This window comes from Leadbetterella sp. DM7 (assembly GCF_040829825.2).
Lineage (GTDB): Bacteria > Bacteroidota > Bacteroidia > Cytophagales > Spirosomataceae > Leadbetterella.
On record NZ_JBFOLH020000005.1, the window covers coordinates 205296 to 225195 of the forward strand.

General features: G+C 38.8%; 21 protein-coding genes. 20 read left to right on the forward strand and 1 reads right to left on the reverse strand.

Annotated elements, in window-relative coordinates; genetic code table 11:
* Positions 1-120 precede the first annotated feature (120 nt).
* The 20 genes from AB2U10_RS08270 to AB2U10_RS08365 all read left to right on the forward strand — a co-directional run bounded on the left by AB2U10_RS08270 (position 121) and on the right by AB2U10_RS08365 (position 18903).
* Positions 121-2853, forward strand: coding sequence for a tetratricopeptide repeat protein (locus tag AB2U10_RS08270; RefSeq protein ID WP_115401486.1), 2733 nt, complete (start codon positions 121-123; stop codon positions 2851-2853).
* A 301-nt stretch (positions 2854-3154) separates the two neighbouring features.
* A complete protein-coding gene (gene mblB / locus AB2U10_RS08275; protein WP_367914877.1) occupies positions 3155-4318 on the forward strand; it encodes an anti-phage 6A-MBL system MBL-fold protein in 1164 nt (387 codons plus the stop codon).
* Positions 4305-6584: an anti-phage 6A-MBL system cap2_3 protein gene (cap2-3, locus tag AB2U10_RS08280; RefSeq protein WP_367914878.1), complete on the forward strand. Its 2280-nt coding sequence runs from the start codon at positions 4305-4307 to the stop codon at positions 6582-6584. Before mblB ends, cap2-3 begins: the two co-directional genes overlap by 14 nt.
* Before the next feature lie 12 nt (positions 6585-6596).
* Positions 6597-7223, forward strand: coding sequence for a hypothetical protein (locus AB2U10_RS08285; RefSeq protein WP_115401489.1), 627 nt, complete (start codon positions 6597-6599; stop codon positions 7221-7223).
* A gap of 202 nt (positions 7224-7425) precedes the next feature.
* The gene (locus AB2U10_RS08290) at positions 7426-7731 is read left to right on the forward strand and encodes a DUF4134 domain-containing protein (protein WP_002979435.1); all 306 of its coding nucleotides are present in this window, start codon (positions 7426-7428) and stop codon (positions 7729-7731) included.
* A gap of 11 nt (positions 7732-7742) precedes the next feature.
* Entirely contained in the window at positions 7743-8075 is a 333-nt protein-coding gene (locus tag AB2U10_RS08295) for a DUF4133 domain-containing protein (protein WP_115401490.1), read from the forward strand.
* Positions 8072-10576: a TraG family conjugative transposon ATPase gene (locus AB2U10_RS08300; protein WP_115401491.1), complete on the forward strand. Its 2505-nt coding sequence runs from the start codon at positions 8072-8074 to the stop codon at positions 10574-10576. Before AB2U10_RS08295 ends, AB2U10_RS08300 begins: the two co-directional genes overlap by 4 nt.
* A 27-nt stretch (positions 10577-10603) precedes the next feature.
* Positions 10604-11236 (forward strand): DUF4141 domain-containing protein, encoded by a 633-nt coding sequence (locus tag AB2U10_RS08305; RefSeq protein WP_115401492.1) that lies wholly within the window; start codon positions 10604-10606, stop codon positions 11234-11236.
* 2 nt (positions 11237-11238) lie between these two features.
* Complete coding sequence (traJ, locus tag AB2U10_RS08310; protein WP_367914879.1) at positions 11239-12234, forward strand: conjugative transposon protein TraJ; 996 nt, start codon at positions 11239-11241, stop codon at positions 12232-12234.
* Positions 12235-12255: 21 nt separating this feature from the next.
* The gene (gene traK, locus AB2U10_RS08315) at positions 12256-12879 is read left to right on the forward strand and encodes a conjugative transposon protein TraK (protein WP_115401494.1); all 624 of its coding nucleotides are present in this window, start codon (positions 12256-12258) and stop codon (positions 12877-12879) included.
* A gap of 13 nt (positions 12880-12892) precedes the next feature.
* Positions 12893-13324 (forward strand): hypothetical protein, encoded by a 432-nt coding sequence (locus tag AB2U10_RS08320; RefSeq protein ID WP_115401495.1) that lies wholly within the window; start codon positions 12893-12895, stop codon positions 13322-13324.
* 20 nt (positions 13325-13344) lie between these two features.
* Positions 13345-13629 (forward strand): nitrogen regulatory IIA protein, encoded by a 285-nt coding sequence (locus AB2U10_RS08325; protein WP_115401496.1) that lies wholly within the window; start codon positions 13345-13347, stop codon positions 13627-13629.
* Positions 13616-14956, forward strand: coding sequence for a conjugative transposon protein TraM (gene traM / locus AB2U10_RS08330; protein WP_115401497.1), 1341 nt, complete (start codon positions 13616-13618; stop codon positions 14954-14956). Before AB2U10_RS08325 ends, traM begins: the two co-directional genes overlap by 14 nt.
* 86 nt (positions 14957-15042) lie before the next feature.
* Positions 15043-15945 carry a conjugative transposon protein TraN gene (gene traN, locus AB2U10_RS08335; protein ID WP_367914880.1) on the forward strand — a complete coding sequence of 301 codons (903 nt, stop codon included), beginning with the start codon at positions 15043-15045 and terminating at the stop codon, positions 15943-15945.
* A 21-nt stretch (positions 15946-15966) separates the two neighbouring features.
* On the forward strand, positions 15967-16527 hold the full coding sequence (locus AB2U10_RS08340; protein ID WP_115401499.1) for a conjugal transfer protein TraO: 561 nt from the start codon (positions 15967-15969) through the stop codon (positions 16525-16527).
* 66 nt (positions 16528-16593) lie between these two features.
* Positions 16594-16989, forward strand: a complete 396-nt coding sequence (locus tag AB2U10_RS08345; protein ID WP_367914881.1) for a DUF3872 domain-containing protein — start codon at positions 16594-16596, stop codon at positions 16987-16989.
* Positions 16990-17126: 137 nt separating this feature from the next.
* Positions 17127-17405, forward strand: a complete 279-nt coding sequence (locus AB2U10_RS08350) for a molybdenum ABC transporter permease (protein ID WP_115401501.1) — start codon at positions 17127-17129, stop codon at positions 17403-17405.
* A gap of 180 nt (positions 17406-17585) precedes the next feature.
* Positions 17586-17897: a helix-turn-helix domain-containing protein gene (locus tag AB2U10_RS08355; RefSeq protein WP_367914882.1), complete on the forward strand. Its 312-nt coding sequence runs from the start codon at positions 17586-17588 to the stop codon at positions 17895-17897.
* Entirely contained in the window at positions 17878-18177 is a 300-nt protein-coding gene (locus tag AB2U10_RS08360; RefSeq protein WP_367914883.1) for a helix-turn-helix domain-containing protein, read from the forward strand. The genes AB2U10_RS08355 and AB2U10_RS08360 overlap by 20 nt, the downstream gene beginning before the upstream one ends.
* A 276-nt stretch (positions 18178-18453) precedes the next feature.
* Positions 18454-18903: a response regulator gene (locus tag AB2U10_RS08365; RefSeq protein ID WP_367914884.1), complete on the forward strand. Its 450-nt coding sequence runs from the start codon at positions 18454-18456 to the stop codon at positions 18901-18903.
* Here the strand turns inward: AB2U10_RS08365 and AB2U10_RS08370 are convergent.
* Entirely contained in the window at positions 18900-19880 is a 981-nt protein-coding gene (locus AB2U10_RS08370) for a bacteriophage abortive infection AbiH family protein (RefSeq protein WP_367914885.1), read from the reverse strand. The two genes, AB2U10_RS08365 and AB2U10_RS08370, sit on opposite strands and share 4 nt — an antisense overlap.
* Between the last annotated feature and the right edge of the window lie 20 nt (positions 19881-19900).

Sequence of the window (19900 nt, forward strand, 5' to 3'; positions counted from 1 at the left end):
TTTCTTGCTTCTTTTGTTTCTACAATCATGATAAAAATGGTTTTAACGAAAAAAAAATCGCCAAAAATTTTGACGATAGAAAAATAGTCACTATATTTGACAAAATTTTTATCGTCAACTATGAGTGAGCAAGATATATTTTTAAGAAACAATACGGGGAGCAAATCTAAGTCTGCGATAGTAGATGGGTTTGTTGTACGAACAAATGAGTTTGATTATATCAAAGACATTTTAGTGAATGGAGATATTAAAAGTAAATCTTTAAACACTATTATTATTGGACAGCGCGGTGCTGGAAAAACAACATTAATGCATAGACTGAATTACGCTATACTTGATGAAAAGCTGCTGTCGGATATCTACCTTCCTATTATGTTCTCGGAAGAACAATACAATTTATCTGATCTAACGAATCTTTGGGAGGCTATAGCTATGGGAATTGATGATAATTTTTATAAGGAAAAACTATCTGATTCCATTGAGAAGATTATTGACACGGAAGAAGATTATGAAAAAGCATCATTTAGTTTTTTGCAAAAGTTTCTGAAGTCAAAAAACAAAACGGCCATTCTTTTTATCGAGAATGTTAACTTTTTTTTAAAGAAGCTAAATGAATACGAAAAAAAGCGACTTAAGTCAATTTTAACCTCTGAATCTCATTTTAGGATAATAGGTTCTTCAACTTCTTTCAATGATGGAACAATTGACTTTGGCGATCCATTTTATAAGTTTTTTAATACGGTGCAATTGGATGGGCTGAATCAACAAGATTGCGAAAAACTTCTAATAAAAATTGGTCAACAATATGGAGAGGAGAATCAGATTAAAGAGATTATTGAGAATTACCCCGGTAGAGTTGAAGCGTTAAGAAGATTAACTGGAGGTGTACCAAGAACAATCTCTTATCTTTTTCAGATTTTTTTAGATAATGAAAATGGCAAGGCTATTAAAGACCTTTATCTTCTTATAGATACATTAACACTATTATATAAGTCTGAGTTAGATCAACTTTCAACTCAACAACAGAAAGTAATTGATGCTATAGCTAGAAAATGGGACGCGATTTCTGTTAAAGAAATCGCAAAGCGGACTAGATTGGAAAGCAAAAATATATCATCGATACTATCATATCTAGAAAAAAATCAATTGATTGAGAAGGTGCCTACTTCTACAAAGAATCATTTATATAGAATAAAGGAACGCTTTATGAATATTTGGTACTTAATGAGGTTTGGAAGAAAACATGATAAGGAAAATGTGATATGGCTAGTTCGATTTTTTGATGCTTGGTGTGACGAAAGTGAGCTAACTAAAAGACTTAAAAATCATATTAGCAACCTTAAAGATGGTAAGTATGACGCTGTTGCTGCAATAGATATGGGTAATACATTTTTATCTTGCGAGAACATCCCGGAGAATTTAAAGGAAGAATTGATTAGTACTACTAATTCTATCTTACCAGACAGAATATTAAAAGGGGCAAAAACTGCTGAAAAGGATGTATTAGATGACATTAAAAAGCTCTTAAAAGATGAGCGTTTTGATGAAGCTGTTAGTCGACTCAACGATGTAGAAAATAAAGATATTGATTATTTCATGTTAGCTACATCTGTTTATTTAATGCAAGGAGATCATGAAAAAGCATTAGACGCAGCAAAATCAGCTTGGAATTTAGATGATCAAAATACATTTACATCCACCACATTAGGAGTTATTTATGACATGCACCTAAATGATCCTGATAAAGCTATAGAATATTATGAGAAGTCATTGACATTACCACATCCTCATCCATATGCTGCTAATAGGTTAGGTAGTATTTATAAAAAGAGAAAGGATTACGAGTCAGCGATAAAATATCATAAACAAGCTGTGACAAAGAATTTTAAACAGTCATTGATTTCCTTAGGAAATATTTATTTAGATCTTAATGATTTTGAAATGGCAGAGAAATATTTTAGAGATGCTGTAGAGGCTAAATTAGATAAATCTAATACTGCTTTGGCAAAATTGTTTTCTAAAATGAAAAAGAAAAAAGATGCTGAGATAGCTCTTTTGAATGCGGTTAAGGAGAACGAAGAGGATAGTAATATTAATCTTGGAAGACTCTACATGTTTAAAAGCAAACCAAGTTTCAAAAAAGCGGAGGAGCAATTTAAATTAGCCATTGACAAGGGAGAAATTGATGGGTATACTCAATTAGCAAGATTATATCTTAGACAGAAACAAAACGACATGGCAATTGCTGTTCTTGAAAATGGAGTATCACATAATGATGCTGAATCAGCACATCAGTTGGCTCATCTCTTTCACAGAGAAGGGCTGTTTGAGAAGTCGGATAAAATGTTTGAGAAAGCAATAGAATTAGGCGATACTTCTGTGATAGGATGTTGGGTACAGAGCATCTATAGATCTAAGAGAAATAATAGGAAAAAATTCACAAAAGAGTTGCTTGAAAAATACAAACCAGACGATATAAATAGTCGCTTTGAGTTACTTTATGCTAAAATACTATTGTGGAACGACAATTTGACGGAAGCAATAGGCATTGTAAAAAAGCAAGCTGCCATTTTACATAACAGCACTGATGATGATAGCTATGCTCACAGAAATATTTCAGAACTTGTAGAATTTTTCCTGTTACTGATTGCTAAAAGAGAATATGATATTGCTTTAGATATGTTTAGTGATAATAATGATTTGGATCTTAGAACTATGCTGAAGCCTATATATTACCTAATGATGAATGAGCTCAAGGAAGATTATCCAATGGAATACCTTAAGGCTGGTAAAGAGCTAACAGAAACTATTAATGATTTAAAAAAGGAGGTGGAAAATTTGAGAAAAAAATAGAATAAAAACGTAAAAAAAAATATTAGAGAAATTTAAGCATAGTTTAAGAAATGCGACAACTTAAACTATGCCTACTGTTTCTTTCAAGTGTCCACTTATGAGAATGGATAAATGATATTGTGATTGGAATAGCACAAAAGTAAACAAACTTGTTATTTGTGCAAATATAATTGTCATTTTCTTTTCTTATAGTGGTCAATGATCGTCTGGCTTTGCTAATGTTTATGCTAGGACTACCATTTTTATAAAATTAGGTAGACGATAATGATAAAAGTATTAATTAAATAAAAAAGAAAATTAAATGGCAAACGCTACTATTAAGTATTACCCAGTTGGTAATGGAGATACCTCTCTAATTACTTTGGAAGACAAAACAACCATTGTGGTTGATTGTAACATCAGGAATTGTGACAACGACGAAACATATGATGTTAAAAAAGATTTATTGCAAAGCTTGCAGTATAGTAATGGTATACCCTATGTTGACGTATTTATCTTAACTCATGGTGATCAAGATCATTGTAGAGGCTTTAAAAAGCACTTCTATCAAGGAGCTCCCGAAAAATATTCAGAAAGTGATAAGAAGGAAGGGCTTATCAGAGTAGACACAATGTGGTTTTCTCCAATGATTGCTGAGGAACATACAAATGATGATGAAGATGCTTACCAAAAGGAAGCAGAACGCCGGCTTTCACTACATCGAAGCAAAGACCCTAAAAAGGATAATGCAGGAAATAGAATTAAGATTATCGGGTATGACGGAAGTACAGATTATAAAGACTTAGATCATTTAAGAGCTAAACCAGGAGACATAGTAGACCGCTTTAATGACCGAAATCAAGTATTGTTTTCAATATTCATACATGCCCCCTTCAAGGAACATCTTGAAGCATTAGGTGACGATAAAAAAAATTCAACGAGCATTGTGTTTCAAGCGAGATTTAAAAAGACATCTTATCAGCAAGATTTCTCAACTCTTGCAATGTTTGGGGGGGATTCTGATCACACTTCATGGTGTATTATTTTAGAAAAAACTAAAAAGTACAAAAATGAACATGCTTTGAAATGGGATTTATTTCTTTCTCCTCATCACTGCTCTTGGTCATTCTTTAACGATAGGCCACAAGAAGAAAATCCTGATCCGAAAGATACTTCATTGGAAGTTTTAAACTACAGGAGGAATAATGCAAAGGTTATTGCATCAAGTAAAAAAATCTTAAATGACGAGGATAATCCACCTCATTATGAGGCTAAACGCGAGTATGTTAAAAAAGTAACGGATGGAAATTTTCTGAATACTACTACGTATAACATAGTTAACAAGATTCCGCAACCAATCGTGTTTGAGGTTACTTCTCAAGGAATAGTAAAACCTAAGCAGGTTGAGGGTTCAGCTAAGGTTGCCGGAGGAGCTGGTTTAGGTATTGTAAACACCACTTCAAAATACGGAAATGGAGAAGTTTAGTGATAGCCTACCGTTATTTACTAATGATATAGAGAATCCTGAAATTCAGGATTCTCTAAAATCATTATGTCAACTTCAAGGTGATCAAGTAAAGATTTTGGATTGGGGAAATAGTAGAATCGCTATTCCAATTGAGATCAATATTGACTTACCTAGTCTGGGGAATTTTGACGATTTAGACATTAGAGAAAAAGAGCCTGTTATTTTTGTGTTTGATTTAATTAATTATCCAGTTTCAGCTCCTCGAGTTTATACTGACAGGTTAGATTTTCCTAAAAACAATCTTGCTCATCTTTATGTAGCAGTTAATAATCGCCCGCCGGCCTTCTGTTATGTAAGAGGAAATGCAGACGAATGGTATGCAAATAAAAGGATTGAAGACCTCGTAATACGAATAAGCAACTGGCTTAGAGATGGTGCTACAGGTGAGTTAACTGAAAATGGTGAACAATATGAACCATTGAGATTAGAGGGATACTCGGGAAGTATAATTTATGACTATGATACCCTTCTGACTGTTGTTGCTAATAAAGCAGCTTTTGAATTTGGAGATAAGTTTTCAATTGTCTTGTTCGAACGTCCGAGTAATTTGGGTAGGTATACGTATAAATTTGTTAGGCCGATTACTGATAAAAATGCACTTACTACTATTAAGGAAGTTGACGAGGAACGTAAAAAAGACAAAGAAGATGTTACAAGAAAGAAATATTATTACGGATATGTGCTATGGAGTGAAGAAGATGTGATAAGACGAGAATATGAAGTAAATATTCCAAGGTCATGGGACGAGTTTAAATTGTTTTGTGAGTATTATCATATTAAATATAAAGAGTTTGAAAAATTCATTACTACCTATAGTAAAATAAACGAGTATATCTATTTTCCTGTAATAATTGGAATACGTAGACCTAGTCAACTGATTGGCTATTCATCGAATGTAGAATTCATAAACCTACGCTTTAAGGTAACTTCCAGTGACATCGAACAGGAAAAAATTGTCAATAACGTACCGATAGATATGTTATCGCACAACCAACCTCTAACTAAAAAATTAGCCGGTCATATATCAGGATTGGACAAAATTTCAGACAGCAAAAGAAATGTTATCTTTGGGTGTGGTGCAATCGGATCTAAGATGATAATGCATTTAGCGAGATCTGGACAGACAAACTTAACTTTGATCGACCCAGATTATATTTCTCCGCATAACTTAGTTAGACACACATTATTTGGAGAGGATGTAGGTCACAATAAAGCCGAAGCATTAGCAGAAAAAATAGAGAAAATTTACCCTTATGAAAATACAAAAATAATAAGTGGTACTTCTTTTAAGGATGGGCTTATAGGCCAAAAAGAAACATTTGAGAAATATGATTGGGTATTAGATTTTACTGCTTCCGAAGCATTTTTTAATCGATTGTCTACATTAAGAAATATAGATAATAATCATGTAGTAAGTGCCTCAATAAGTGATTTTGGAAATTTGGGGATAATGTACAAAGAAGGTAATAATAGAAACCCCAGATTGGATGATTTGCAAGTGTATTTGTTTAGTCTTGCTGAAAACGATTTGAATATTAGAAACTGGCTTAAGAATGAACAGGCATCCGCTCACTCTAATTTAACAGTGCATGTTGGTGTAGGCTGTAATTCGGAAACGACAGTTTTATCAGACCATAAAATTTCCTCTCATGCATCTTATTTTTCTGGTGTTCTACAGAAAGAAATGAGTATGATGTCAGCGGAAGGTAAAATATATTTGAATCGCATTATAGATTCAAAAGACTATAGAATTGAAACACAGGTGTTAAATGTAAAACCATTTGATATGTTTCAGGCAGTTAACAATACTAATTGGGAAATTCGATTTAAGCAAGGTATTGTAGAGCAATTGACTAAAGAGTTTACGATTGCTGGAAAAAATGAGACGGGAGGTGTATTTGTTGGTGTTTGTAATTATAAAACGAAAACAATTCATATTACTGGTTCGATCAAAGCTCCTTTGGATAGCAAAGGTAGTACAACACAGTTTGTCAGAGGACAAAATGGTTTAGCGAATGAAATTTCAGCAATAGAAAAGAGTTCAGGAGGTCAAATTGGTTATGTCGGGGAATGGCACACTCATCCTGATGGACCTAATTGTCTTAGTAAACAGGATATGGAAAGCGTGAAGAAGCACAAAGAAGAATGTAGTAATCTTCAACCGCCATTGCCTGTGTTTTTATCCATTATTACTCCAACCGGTATATTTCCTTACGTATTTTAAATTGAAGTGAATATGGAAAAACCTGTGAATTTAAAGGCAAAGAATACTCCACAATTGTGGATCCTACTGTCAGCAAATATTTTAATTATATGTGGTATAATCTTCCCACAGTATTTTAAAGAAATAGCAAATGAATTCGATATCGTTTTAATAATAAAAGGTCTTGGTGCATCTATAGCTCCATTACTGCTGTTTTTATTGAATGGTTTATTATCAAGCAATCAAAAAGCTATACTGGTTTTTTGGAAACTCAAAAACCCCTTGCCAGGCTCAATAGCGTTTTCAAAACTAAGTAAAGAAGATCCTCGAATAGACAGAAAAAAACTGAAAGAGATTCATGGGAATTTACCTAAAAATCCCAAAGATCAAAACAGGCTGTGGTATAAAATTTACCAGAAAAACACTTTAGATATTGTAATTTCCGAAAGTCACAGAACGTTCTTGTTAGCTAGAGATTCTGCTTCATTGTCCTTTCTATTTATAGTCTTTATTGGAATTCCTGCTCTTGTTATTGCAACTTGGCCGATTAACATATATTATTTTTCTTTCTTACTGGTTCAATATATAGTTGTAGTTGTAGGAGCACAAAATAGAGGACGAAGATTTGTTACCAATGTTTTGGCTGTAGAAAGTAAATAGTTATAGTAGTAACTTTGGTATTTGAAAGCATCAAGCCTAATAGCTTGATGCTTTTTTTATATAAGTCAGTTCTACAACGCCACTCAACGCCAAATCATTCCTTTGACAGCCACTTTGTTAGATTGCTTTGATTTCCGAAACACCTTTGTTCCGAAAGCCCGCAAGGTGTGGGCAAACTGTAACAAATTAATGTGTTTCAATTATGGAAAAACAGAGAAAAAAAGTTTTGCTGGCAGCCGTGGCAATGCTGTCAGGAATTGGTGCGTTCGCACAGGGAAACGGTTCGGCTGGTATCAACGAGGCTACCCAAATGGTAACGTCTTATTTCGACCCCGCAACCCAATTAATCTACGCCATCGGTGCGGTGGTTGGGCTCATCGGAGGCGTTAAAGTGTACAACAAATTCAGTTCGGGCGACCCTGATACATCGAAGACTGCGGCAAGCTGGTTCGGTGCGTGTATCTTCTTAATCGTAGCGGCTACCATCCTGCGTTCATTCTTCCTTTAATCCTTTGCTTTATGAACAGTTACAACATAAACAAAGGCATTGGCAGGACAGTGGAATTTAAAGGACTGAAAGCACAGTACCTCTTCATCTTTGCAGGTGGGCTACTCGGCACACTCATTTTCGTGATGATACTGTATATGGCTGGCGTAAACTCTTACATCTGCCTGTTCCTCGGAGCAGGCGGTGCTTCGCTCATTGTGTGGCAGACCTTTTCACTAAACAAAAAGTATGGCGAACACGGACTAATGAAAATTGGTGCGAATAAAAGGCATCCCCGCTACATCATCTGTCGCAAACCTGTACACCGCTATTTAAAATTCACTCCTAAATCGAATGCCCTATGAGAAACGTTGCAAAGACAACAACGCTGGAAAACAAATTTCCATTGCTGGCAGTAGAGAACAACTGCATCCTTTCCAAAGATGCGGACATTACCGCCTGCTTTGAAGTGCGTTTGCCGGAGCTGTTTACGGTAGCATCTGCGGAATATGAAGCCGTTCATTCCGCTTGGCACAAGGCAATCAAAACCTTGCCCGATTTTACGGTAATCCATAAGCAGGATTGGTACATCAAAGAAAACTACGCTCCCGATTTAGCACAGGAAGACCAAAGTTTCCTGTCTAAAAGCTATCAAAGTCATTTCAACGAGCGACCATTTCTGAACCACTATTGCTACCTGTTCCTGACCAAGACCACTAAGGAAAGAATGCGTATGCAAAGCAACTTCAGTTCGCTTTGCAAAGGAATGCTGATACCAAAAGAAATCAGGAACAAGGAAACGATACACCGCTTTATGGAGGCGGTTGCTCAATTTGAGCGTATCGTAAACGATAGTGGTTTTGTAACGCTTAGACGATTGACCGAAGATGACATTATCGGCACTGATGAAAAGCAGGGATTGTTAGAGCAATACCTTACGCTGTCAAGAGAAGCCGGAACCCCAATGCAGGACATCGCATTGGGGGCTGAAGAAGTCCGTATCGGAAATAAAAGGTTATCGCTGCATACCTTGTCCGATACGGACGATTTGCCTGGAACGGTATCGGCAGATACCCGTTTTGAAAAGCTATCTACCGACCGGAGCGATTGCCGTCTATCATTCGCCGCACCTGTGGGCTTGTTGTTAAGCTGCAACCACATCTACAATCAGTATTTGTTTTTAGATAACAGCGACGACAACCTGCAAAAGTTTGAGAAGTCTGCCCGCAATATGCACTCATTGGCTCGGTACAGTCGTGCGAACCAAATCAACAAAGAATGGATAGAAAAATACCTGAACGAAGCACATTCGTTCGGGCTGTCTTCCATAAGAGCACACTTCAACATTATGGCGTGGTCGGAAGATCCTGCGGAACTGAAACAGCTAAAGAATGATTGCGGTAGTGCGTTGGCGTTGATGGAGTGTAAGCCCAGACATAACACTACGGACGTAGCCACTTTGTATTGGGCTGGAATGCCGGGCAATGCCGGAGATTTTCCTTCCGAAGAAAGTTTTTACACGTTCATTGAACCGGCACTGTGCTTCTTCACGGAAGAAACCAACTACCACAATTCGCCCTCTCCGTTCGGTATCAAAATGGCGGACAGGCTTACGGGAAAGCCTATCCATTTGGATATATCAGACTTACCGATGAAACGTGGGATTATCACGAACCGGAACAAGTTCATTCTTGGTCCGTCAGGTTCGGGTAAGTCTTTTTTTACAAATCACATGGTTAGGCAATATTACGAACAGGGTGCACATGTACTTTTGGTAGATACCGGTAATTCCTATCAGGGCTTATGCGAGCTGATTAAAGGAAAAACCAAAGGCGAAGACGGGGTTTACTTCACGTACACCGAAGACAACCCGATTGCATTTAATCCCTTTTATACCGATGATGGCGTGTTTGATATCGAAAAACGTGAAAGTATCAAGACCTTGATACTGACACTGTGGAAGCGTGATGATGAACCGCCAACCCGTTCGGAAGAAGTTGCTCTTTCCAATGCGGTTTCCGGTTATATCGAGCGTATCAAACAGGAAGATATTTACCCGTCATTTAACGGTTTCTATGAGTATGTAAAAGGCGATTATCGTAAGGTACTCGAAGAAAAACAGGTAAGGGAAAAAGACTTTGATATTGCCAATTTCCTGAACGTACTCGAACCCTATTACAAAGGTGGCGAGTATGATTATCTGCTCAATTCAAATAAGCAATTAGACCTGCTTTCCAAACGCTTTATCGTGTTTGAAATTGATGCGATAAAAGACCACAAAATCCTCTTTCCCATAGTAACCATCATCATTATGGAAGTCTTTATCAACAAGATGCGGAGGCTGAAAGGTATTCGCAAACTCATTTTGATTGAAGAGGCCTGGAAAGCGATTGCCAAAGAAGGAATGGCAGAATACATTAAGTACCTCTTTAAGACTGTGAGGAAATTTTTCGGAGAAGCCATTGTGGTCACGCAGGAGGTGGACGACATTATCCAGTCGCCCATTGTAAAGGAAAGTATCATCAATAACTCCGACTGCAAAATCCTCTTAGACCAACGTAAGTATATGAACAAATTCGATGACATACAAGCGATGCTCGGATTGACGGACAAAGAGAAAGGTCAGGTACTTTCCATCAATATGAACAACGATGCGAGCCGACTGTACAAAGAGGTTTGGATTGGCTTAGGTGGTACACACTCGGCAGTATATGCCACCGAAGTTAGTTTGGAGGAATATCTTGCATACACCACCGAAGAAACCGAAAAAATGGAAGTGATGCAGCTCGCATCGGAACTCGACGGTAACGTCGAACTCGCCATCAAGCATATCGCTATGCAACGGCGTGAACAGGTAAATCAATAATTATTAACAATCAAAAATTTCAAGACAATGAAAAAAGTAATGTTACTGGTGTGTACGGCACTTATGCTTGCCGTAGCACCGTCCGCAAATGCCCAATGGGTTGTAACCGACCCTGCAAATCTGGCTTCAGGTATTCTCAACTCTGCGAACGAAATCGTACAGACTTCTTCCACCGTGAGCAATGTGGTCAAGAACTTCAACGAAGTGAAGAAAGTATATGAGCAAGGCAAAGAGTATTACGATAAGCTCAAAGCAATCAATAACCTTGTGAAAGATGCCCGTAAGGTTCAACAGACTGTTTTGCTGGTAGGTGATGTGTCCGAAATGTATGTGCAGAATTTCGGCAAGATGATGAACGACCCCAATTTTTCGCCACAGGAATTGGTAGCCATTGGTAACGGTTATTCGGCATTGCTGAATGAAAGTACCGAACTGCTGAAAGAACTCAAACAGATAATAACAGCATCAAGCCTTTCACTGAACGACAAAGAGCGTATGGATATTATTGACCGTGTGTACAAAGAAGTTAAGGACTACCACAGCCTTGTTCGCTACTACACCAATAAGAATATTTCTGTAAGCTACCTGAGAGCGAAAAAGAAAAACGATGCCCAAAGAGTGCTTGAACTCTATGGAACTGCTAACCAAAAATACTGGTAGTTATGGAATTTCAAAATCTTCACGAAGTCCTGCGTTCATTGTATGATGAGATGATGCCACTGTCCGCTGATATGGCGGCAGTGGCTAAGGGGCTGGCGGGATTGGGAGCATTGTTCTATGTGGCATTAAAGGTTTGGCAGGCATTAAGCCGTGCCGAACCTATTGATATGTTCCCTTTGTTACGTCCGTTCGCTTTGGGGCTTTGCATTATGTTCTTTCCGACTATCGTCTTGGGAACCATCAATGCGGTTCTAAGCCCGGTGGTTATAGGGACTCACCAGATACTCGAAGACCAGGTGCTCGACCTGAACCAATTGCAGCAACAGAAAGACCAATTGGAATACGAGGCAATGGTCAGAAATCCCGAAACCGCCTATATGGTATCAGACGAAGAGTTTGATAAGAAACTGGACGAACTCGGTTGGTCGCCCTCCGACATTGGCACAATGGCAGGAATGTATATGGACAGGCAAGCCTACAAGATAGAAAAAGCCATAAAAGATTGGTTCCGCAATCTGCTGGAGATACTTTTTCAGGCGGCGGCTTTGGTTATTGATACAATACGAACATTTTTCCTGATAGTCCTCTCCATACTCGGACCAATAGCTTTTGCTATTTCCGTATGGGACGGGTTTCAGTCCACGCTCACGCAATGGCTGACCCGGTATGTAAGTGTTTACTTGTGGCTTCCCGTTTCGGATTTGTTCAGTTCTATGCTGGCAAGAATACAATCCCTCATATTGGAAAGGGATATAGCAATGCTGGCTGACCCTACCTATATACCTGATACGAGTAATACGGTGTACATCATTTTTATGATTATCGGCATCATTGGGTACTTCACTATACCGACCGTAACAGGGTGGGTAATCCAAGCCGGAGGTGCAGGGAACTTTACCCGCAACGTAAACCAAGCTGCAATGAAAACCGGAAATATTGCCGGAGCTGGTGCAGGCTCGGCGGCAGGTAATATCGGTGGGAAATTAATGGGAAAATAAAAACAATCAAATCATTTAAAAATGGAATTTAAAACGCTAAGAAATATAGAAAACAGCTTTAGGCAGATACGTTTGTATGCCATTGTGTTTGCCGTTCTCTGCATTGGCGTGGTAGGATATGCCGTATGGCAATCCTACCGCTTTGCAGACGAACAACGCCAGAAAATCTATGTACTGGATAATGGTAAATCACTGATGCTTGCCTTATCGCAGGATGCAAGTATCAACCGACCTGTGGAAGCAAGGGAACACGTCAGACGTTTTCACGAGCTTTTCTTTACGCTTGCTCCCGACAAAAATGCTATCGAAAGCAATATGCGCAGGGCATTCAACCTTGCCGATAAATCGGCTTTCGATTATTACAAAGACTTGTCGGAAAAGGGCTATTACAGCCGGATAATTTCGGGTAACGTGCAGCAGCGCATAGAAGTAGATAGTGTTGTCTGCAACTTCGACACCTATCCGTATGCGGTACGAACCTATGCCAAACAGTTCATTATCCGGTCGAGCAACGTAACCAGACGCAACCTGATTACTTCCTGCTATCTCGTAAACTCCGTTCGCTCCGACAACAATCCCCAGGGCTTTAACATCGAAAAATTTTCGGTGGTAGAAAACCGGGATATAGAAGTCATCGAACGCTAAAAAAATAAGTGATATGAAACAGTCACTTGATTTAGACACATTCGCAAAAACCCTGACCGATAAAGGGTACGATGGTTATTTCCAAACGGAGGCAGCCTATGCCGACAAAATCAAAGACAGCATCAGCAGGTTTTTGGAGGCTTGTAAAAACGGAATGGATAAACCGATGCTGCCCAACATCCTGATGCTGAAAACTTACCTGCAATGGAATGGTGACGATAAGCCAAAGGTTGAATGCAATATGTGGGTAAAGTATGAAGACGGTCTTTTCGATGTACAGAAAATGAATATTGAAAGAACAGACCGGTACGGGCAATTACTGAAGCAATCGAAATTGACAGACCTCTCAACAAGTTCGCTTCCGACAAGGAAAGAAGCCATTGCCCAGGTAAGCGAAAAGCCTAAAGAACAGCTTGCTCCCCGCAAAAGAGGGTTCAGAATGTAATAACCTCAAACAGTAATAGTATGAAAAAATTAAGGGAAAATATGGACAGGTATTTTGACAAGCTGGATGACCGTTGGCGGGCATTGCCCATAAGGAAACAGCACCAATATACGCTGTACTTTTTTGTGGGCTATCTGCTGCTTACCACAGGGGTTGTTCTCAAAGTATGGTATGATGCCGGAAAGTCCAATGATATAGTCATTGAACATATCGAAAACCCTGTCCTCAAAAAACGTGAAAGTCCGGCAGCCTTGCGGGACACAGTATCAACAATTTTAAAAAATCAGATTTATGAAAGAAAATGAGAACAAAAAGTCGGTTGTTCGGATAACAGAAGGTAGCCCGAACGAAACCGCCGATGTGCTGCAAGATGGCACACAGAACAAAGCCGAAAAACTCAAAAAGCCGCTCATATTTGGCTTGATGGGAATTGTCTTTGTAGGCTGTATGTACTTGATATTTAAACCCTCCGCAGACAAAAACGAAATCGAGAACATCGGGTTGAACGATGCCGTACCACAAGCTACAGGAGCAGGAATGCCTGCCGACAAAGGCAAGGCTTACGAGTTGGAAATGCTCGAACGCAAAGAGCAGGAAAAACGCAATGCACTTGCAACACTTTCGGACTATTGGAATACCGAAGACAAAGATGAACCCATAGATGAGCTTCCCGAAGAAGACGAAAGCAATAGCTATGTTGGTAGCAGAGGTTCGGGAAGAAACGGCAATCCTGCATTGAGCAGTTACCGCAATATGCAAAGCACCTTGGGTAATTTCTACCAGGACGACAATTCGGAAACAATTGAACTCCGCAGACAGTTGGACGAACTCAAAGAGCAATTAGCTGAACGGGATATACCTAAGCCTACAACCGTTGATGACCAGCTTGCCCTAATGGAAAAATCTTACCAGATGGCGGCAAAGTATCTTCCACAAGGTACTACGAACACAGCAGAAGCCACTCCTGCTAATAGTGGTACAGCTTCAGCAACTTCGGGAACTAATCAAAAAGAGCATTTTGTGGCGTTCACGCCTACAAGGAAAAACACCGTATCAGCCTTGTACCGTGAGCCAAGTGATAGTGCATTTTTAGCCGATTGGAGTGAAACCCGAAACAGAGGTTTTTATACCGCAGGTGCTGCCGAGCAAATGGTGCAACCGAAAAACAGTATCAAAGCCTGTGTACACGATGCACAAACGGTTGTCGGCGAAACGGGTGTAAGATTGCGATTATTGGAACCTGCAAAAACGCCAATCCGCACCATTCCGCAAGGAACGATTGTAACCGCCAATGCCAAATTTCAGGGCGGACGTTTGCAACTCAAAATTACCAATATCGAATTGGAGGGTAATATTATCCCCGTGGATATTACCATTTACGATTTGGACGGACAACCGGGACTATACGTGCCGTATTCTCCCGAAATGAATGCTCTTACCGAAATGGCAGGCAATATGAGCCAGACAGGAGGAACCAGTGTAATGCTCACGCAAAATGCCGGACAACAGGTCGCTGCTGATTTAAGCCGTGGCGTGGTGCAGGGTATTTCGGGCTATTTCGCCAAAAAGGTAAGAACACCCAAAGTTACCCTAAAGGCAGGTCATCAGGTCTTCCTCGTTTCTAAAAAATAATGTTGAACTCAAATAAATAAAACAATGAAACCTGTCCTGTGCAACAGGACAAGCTTCATCACCATTAAAATTAAATATTATAGACGATGAAAAATCTTTTTAAAACCTTTTGGGCATTCGCCCTTACTATCGGCTTTGCCGTAAGCTCTTTTGCACAGGATAGTGTAAATGCAAAAACACCGCTTGCCCTGGGCAAGATAGAACCGTATCGTATGGAAGTTACTTACGATAAAACTTCGCACCTTATTTTCCCGACCGCCATTCGTTATGTGGATTTAGGAAGCGAATACCTGATTGCAGGTAAGGCAGAAGATGCGGAAAACGTATTGCGTGTAAAGGCAACCGTAAGGGATTTTGAGCCGGAAACGAACTTTTCTGTGATTACCAATGACGGACGTTTTTACAGCTTCAATGTGTATTACAGTTCTTACCCGGAAGCATTGAGCTATGACCTGCTGACTATGCAAAAGGCAGTAGATAAAGCCAATGGAAACGATGTGCTTTTCGAGGAATTGGGCAACAATTCGCCGTCATTGGCAGGCTTGTTATTGGAAACCATTTACAAGAAAGACAAAAGGATTGTAAAGCATATCGGGGCTAAGAGTTTTGGAATACACTTCATTCTGAAAGGCATCTACATCCACAACGGGAAATACTATTTTCATACGGAAGTCAAAAACAAGTCCAATGTACCATTTCAGATTGATTTTGTGAATTTCAAGGTAGTAGATAAGAAAGTAGCCAAACGTACCGTAGTGCAGGAACGACCATTGATACCATTAAGAACTTATAAGCCATTGGAGGACGGAATAAACGGAAAATCGACTGAACAAAATGTGTTTCTGCTTGACCAATTTACCATTGCCGATGACAAGGTATTGCTGATTGAGATTTTTGAGAAGAATGGCGGCAGACATCAAACGCTTCAGGTAGAAAATTCCGACTTAATCAAAGCTCGTTTGATTAACGATATGCACCTAAAATTTTAATAACCTTTTAAAGCAGATAATATGAAAAAGTATATCTATACCGTGATGCTCATCTTTATGGCCATCACGGTTACACAGGCACAAAGAATGTTGCCAAAGCAAAAAGGATTGGAAGTGAGTACAGGTATTTTGTCCGATGACAAAATCGGCAATGACTATTATATCAATATCGGTATGACCGTGAACGGTAAAAATGGCAATTATCAGATTTGGGCGTTGGAATACACGCACCAGTACCACGATTACAAAGACCTCCGCATCCCACAGGAAACCTATTCCGCAGAGGGCGGTTACAGCTTCTTTTTGTTGGGCGATGCCCGAAAAAATATCACGCTGAATTTTGGGATAACTGGTGTGGTCGGTTACGAAACCATCAACCGGGGCGAAGCAATGTTGTATGACGGAGCTCAGATACTGAGCGAGGATAATTTCATTTATGGCACAGGTGGTCGCCTGACTTTTGAAACGTATCTGTCCGACCGTTTTGTACTCGTCTTACAAGGGCGTACAAAAGTCCTTTGGGGTACAGACTTACAGCAGTTCCGACCATCGGCAGGTTTGGGATTAAGGTTTAACTTTTAAAACGTAAAAACGATGATAGCAATATTCAATAAATTCAGAACGGGATTACTGCCAATATACCTATTATTGGCAATCCTGACAGGCTCAATTTCGCTGGTATCTTGTAGCAAAGACGATGAACTCGAAATACAGAATGATTTTCCTTTTGAGGTAAAAGTGATGCCTGTACCTAAAGATGTTGCCAATGGGCAGACCGTTGAGATACGCATTACCATACAGCGAACAGGAAATTACAGCAACACGCAGTATTTCATCCGTTACTTCCAGTTTGACGGACAAGGCATATTGCAGTATTATGATGAACCGCCGTACCTGCCCAATGACCTTTACCAATTGCCCACAGAGCAGTTCAGGTTGTATTATACTTCCGCTTCTGCCGTATCGCAATCCTTTGAGGTTTGGATTTCCGACAGTTTCGGGAACGAAAAACAGATAAGTTTTCAGTTTAACAGTAGTGATTAAATTGGTTTGTATGTTTCAGAAAAAACGGCTTATCGAAAGGTAAATCGTTCTGATTTACAGCATATTGAACAGGGATAATTTTAAAGGTTCGTCAATATTTTTTAAATTTATCAACTGGAATACTAAAAGCATAGGTTATGGTCGCTTCATTGGTTATAGGTATAATATTTTTGGTTGCAGGCTTGGGGCTTCGTTACTGGATTAACCGTAGAAAGTTTTACAGGCGCAGCCCTATGGGAGCAGAGGGATTTTCCTCTTATGAAAGTTCTGTCTTTATTAAATTTGTCGAAAGGGTTGGCAAATGGATAGCTTATGCACTGATTATATTCGGATTGTTGTCATTGTGGGTGTATTCCCGTGAGAAAAAGGAAAAACAACAGCAGGAAGTGAATGCAGAACAACCTGCCCAACGCTGATACATATTCTTCTGACAAGATTTAAAACAAAATCGGGTAGCCCAAAAGGTTATCCGATTTTTCATTTAATGACAATAATAAACTGCCAAATACTGCCTTTCAAAGCCAACGGGTGCAACCTTTCCTAACCCTGCAAAAAGCCTTTATAAATTCGACTTCCACAGAAAAATTGAGCAGACTATGGAAGTTATCGCAGTACAGAAATCCGCATTAGACGGAATGAAGAATGATATAAAGGAGCTTTTGGAACTGACCGAAAAAGCCACTCGGAAATACACGCCCATTTTCAAGGAAGAGCAATGGCTCGATAACCAGGAAGTGTGCCTGATGATGAACATTACCAAACGGACTTTACAAACCTACAAGGATAAAGGCTTACTGCCTTACTCCAAACTGAACCGCAAGAATTATTACAAACTCTCGGATGTAAAGGCTTTGCTCGAAGCCGGACAGCCGTACAATACAAATGACAATGGATTTATTGACGAATGAAGCCGAAGAAATCATTGCCTATCAGGAAATGATAACAAGGTTAAGATACCGTATTGAAGAAATACTGAAGAACTACCGTCCTGTAATGAACGGAGAAATCTACTTGTCAGGCGAAGATGTATGCGGATTGCTACATATCAGCAAACGGACTTTACAGCAATACCGTGATGATAATATTCTGCCTTACATACAGATAGGAGGCAAAATAATCTATAAGGAAAGCGACATTCTGACCATCTTGGAAGAGAATTATATATCCAACATCAAACATTGTCTGTAATAAATTTTGTGTTACTATCTTCCTATCGAAATGAGTTTAGTATCTTTGTATTTGAAAATATAGAAAATACTTAAAGTGTTTTTGCTTTAGGTCTTGGTACTAAAAACTGGTAATTTTTGTAACCCCGAGGCAATAAGTAAGAACGCTCACGTTATGGCGTGGGCGCTCGCTTATTCGGGGTTTGGGCGTACCAGTGCCTTAGTATCGGTAAGTGTGGTTGCCTACGCCTCTTTTTTTGTGCAGGGTTCCACTTACTAAACATTAAAAATTGGTATTATGAACACTGTAAACAACCCCGAACAAACCAACATTGCCTTTATCAATGATAAAAGCCCGATTTTGGATTTGACCAGCAACGACCTCGTTGCTTCAGGAATTAATGTATTGTTCCGTTCAGAAAGCATTGAGGACGGACGATCGCAATTATCCGCTTTAAAAACACTTCCTAAAGCCTGTATTATTGACCTTGATTTTCACGACAAGAATGTGCTGGCACAGCTTCGGGAATTAAAGTCGAAATATCCAAATATCAAACTGATTGCCCATAGTGATATTGATACAGATGAAACGGTAAAAAGTCTTTTGGGAATTGGTTTTGAAAGTTATCTGCTTATCGGTAGCGATGCGGACGACTTTAAAACAGCAATTGAGGGAGTTATCAATGACAAAAGATATTTTAGTGTGGGAATAGCAAAAATTGCACAGGAATACTATACCTATAACTAAGGTTGCTTTTTTAAATCTGTAATTTTTATTTGGATAATATTATTGTTATTTATTCCAAGTTTTAGTAGTGTTTCTATGTGAGCTTGCTTTTCAAGTTCGCTGTAATACGAAACATACCAAATCACGTTTTCATTTAGTTTATCCTTTAATACCTCAAAATATTTTAAATCTACTTCTGAAATTGAATGCCCCAAAACAATAACCTTTTCAACTTCCGTAAGGTTTGAGAAAAACTCAATATTGCTTTCTACAATTGACAATGTGTTTTTAAATGCTTTTGTGTAATAGGAAAGTATTTCCTGTTTAGCACTTTCGTAAGAATAGTCATACTCATCAGCCTTTTGTTCACGCCATTCGTAAAATTCCTCTTCGCTCAATCCTTGCGGTGGTTCTTCTTCTATCTCCTCAAAATTTGCAGGGTCTGTTCCGTGTCCTAAAATTAATGTACAGTTATTCGCATCTGCTCTGTTGTGAATATAAGTTATTCGATTTTCAGGAATGTTATAGCTTTCCTGTAATGTTTCTGTGTAATTGAAATTTAAAAAATGACTATCATCTTCCAATACAATCAGCGTGTCATCGGGAATACTTCCGTATTGAACTTCAAGGATGAAATTATTAAAATCGCTTATCAGAGTTGTGGTTAAATCTTTGATTATTAACTCCATCTCTATCTGATAGCTATGCCAATCTCTATCTCTAAAATCTTCAGCACCAGGGTTAGCAATATAATCAGAGTTATCTTCCAATACTGCTGTATAATCCAAATCAGCTAACGCTTGCTCAAATCTTGACCATAAGGCATATTCTTCATCTGTCAATTCGGGATTTGTAATATCAGGAAGTCCATAATAATTTAATAAAAGGTCATAGACTTCGCTGTTATTTTCAGCCAAGTAGTTTGCAAAACTTTGATATCTTGTGTCTAATCTATGATGGATGTCAAATCCATTACCGATAATGTATAATGTTTTCATAATTGAGTTGTTCAATTTAT

Excerpts from the sequence above, each read along its gene's own strand:
- AB2U10_RS08285 (WP_115401489.1), top strand. The coding sequence starts at position 6,597 with ATGGAAAAACCTGTGAATTTAAAGGCAAAGAATACTCCACAATTGTGG.
- AB2U10_RS08295 (WP_115401490.1), top strand. The coding sequence starts at position 7,743 with ATGAACAGTTACAACATAAACAAAGGCATTGGCAGGACAGTGGAATTT.
- cap2-3 (WP_367914878.1), top strand. The coding sequence starts at position 4,305 with ATGGAGAAGTTTAGTGATAGCCTACCGTTATTTACTAATGATATAGAG.
- AB2U10_RS08365 (WP_367914884.1), top strand. The coding sequence starts at position 18,454 with ATGAACACTGTAAACAACCCCGAACAAACCAACATTGCCTTTATCAAT.
- AB2U10_RS08300 (WP_115401491.1), top strand. The coding sequence starts at position 8,072 with ATGAGAAACGTTGCAAAGACAACAACGCTGGAAAACAAATTTCCATTG.
- AB2U10_RS08360 (WP_367914883.1), top strand. The coding sequence starts at position 17,878 with ATGGATTTATTGACGAATGAAGCCGAAGAAATCATTGCCTATCAGGAA.
- AB2U10_RS08355 (WP_367914882.1), top strand. The coding sequence starts at position 17,586 with ATGGAAGTTATCGCAGTACAGAAATCCGCATTAGACGGAATGAAGAAT.
- AB2U10_RS08325 (WP_115401496.1), top strand. The coding sequence starts at position 13,345 with ATGAAAAAATTAAGGGAAAATATGGACAGGTATTTTGACAAGCTGGAT.
- mblB (WP_367914877.1), top strand. The coding sequence starts at position 3,155 with ATGGCAAACGCTACTATTAAGTATTACCCAGTTGGTAATGGAGATACC.
- traJ (WP_367914879.1), top strand. The coding sequence starts at position 11,239 with ATGGAATTTCAAAATCTTCACGAAGTCCTGCGTTCATTGTATGATGAG.
- AB2U10_RS08340 (WP_115401499.1), top strand. The coding sequence starts at position 15,967 with ATGAAAAAGTATATCTATACCGTGATGCTCATCTTTATGGCCATCACG.
- traM (WP_115401497.1), top strand. The coding sequence starts at position 13,616 with ATGAAAGAAAATGAGAACAAAAAGTCGGTTGTTCGGATAACAGAAGGT.
- AB2U10_RS08350 (WP_115401501.1), top strand. The coding sequence starts at position 17,127 with ATGGTCGCTTCATTGGTTATAGGTATAATATTTTTGGTTGCAGGCTTG.
- traK (WP_115401494.1), top strand. The coding sequence starts at position 12,256 with ATGGAATTTAAAACGCTAAGAAATATAGAAAACAGCTTTAGGCAGATA.
- AB2U10_RS08320 (WP_115401495.1), top strand. The coding sequence starts at position 12,893 with ATGAAACAGTCACTTGATTTAGACACATTCGCAAAAACCCTGACCGAT.
- AB2U10_RS08290 (WP_002979435.1), top strand. The coding sequence starts at position 7,426 with ATGGAAAAACAGAGAAAAAAAGTTTTGCTGGCAGCCGTGGCAATGCTG.
- AB2U10_RS08370 (WP_367914885.1), bottom strand. The coding sequence starts at position 19,880 with ATGAAAACATTATACATTATCGGTAATGGATTTGACATCCATCATAGA.
- AB2U10_RS08305 (WP_115401492.1), top strand. The coding sequence starts at position 10,604 with ATGAAAAAAGTAATGTTACTGGTGTGTACGGCACTTATGCTTGCCGTA.
- traN (WP_367914880.1), top strand. The coding sequence starts at position 15,043 with ATGAAAAATCTTTTTAAAACCTTTTGGGCATTCGCCCTTACTATCGGC.
- AB2U10_RS08270 (WP_115401486.1), top strand. The coding sequence starts at position 121 with ATGAGTGAGCAAGATATATTTTTAAGAAACAATACGGGGAGCAAATCT.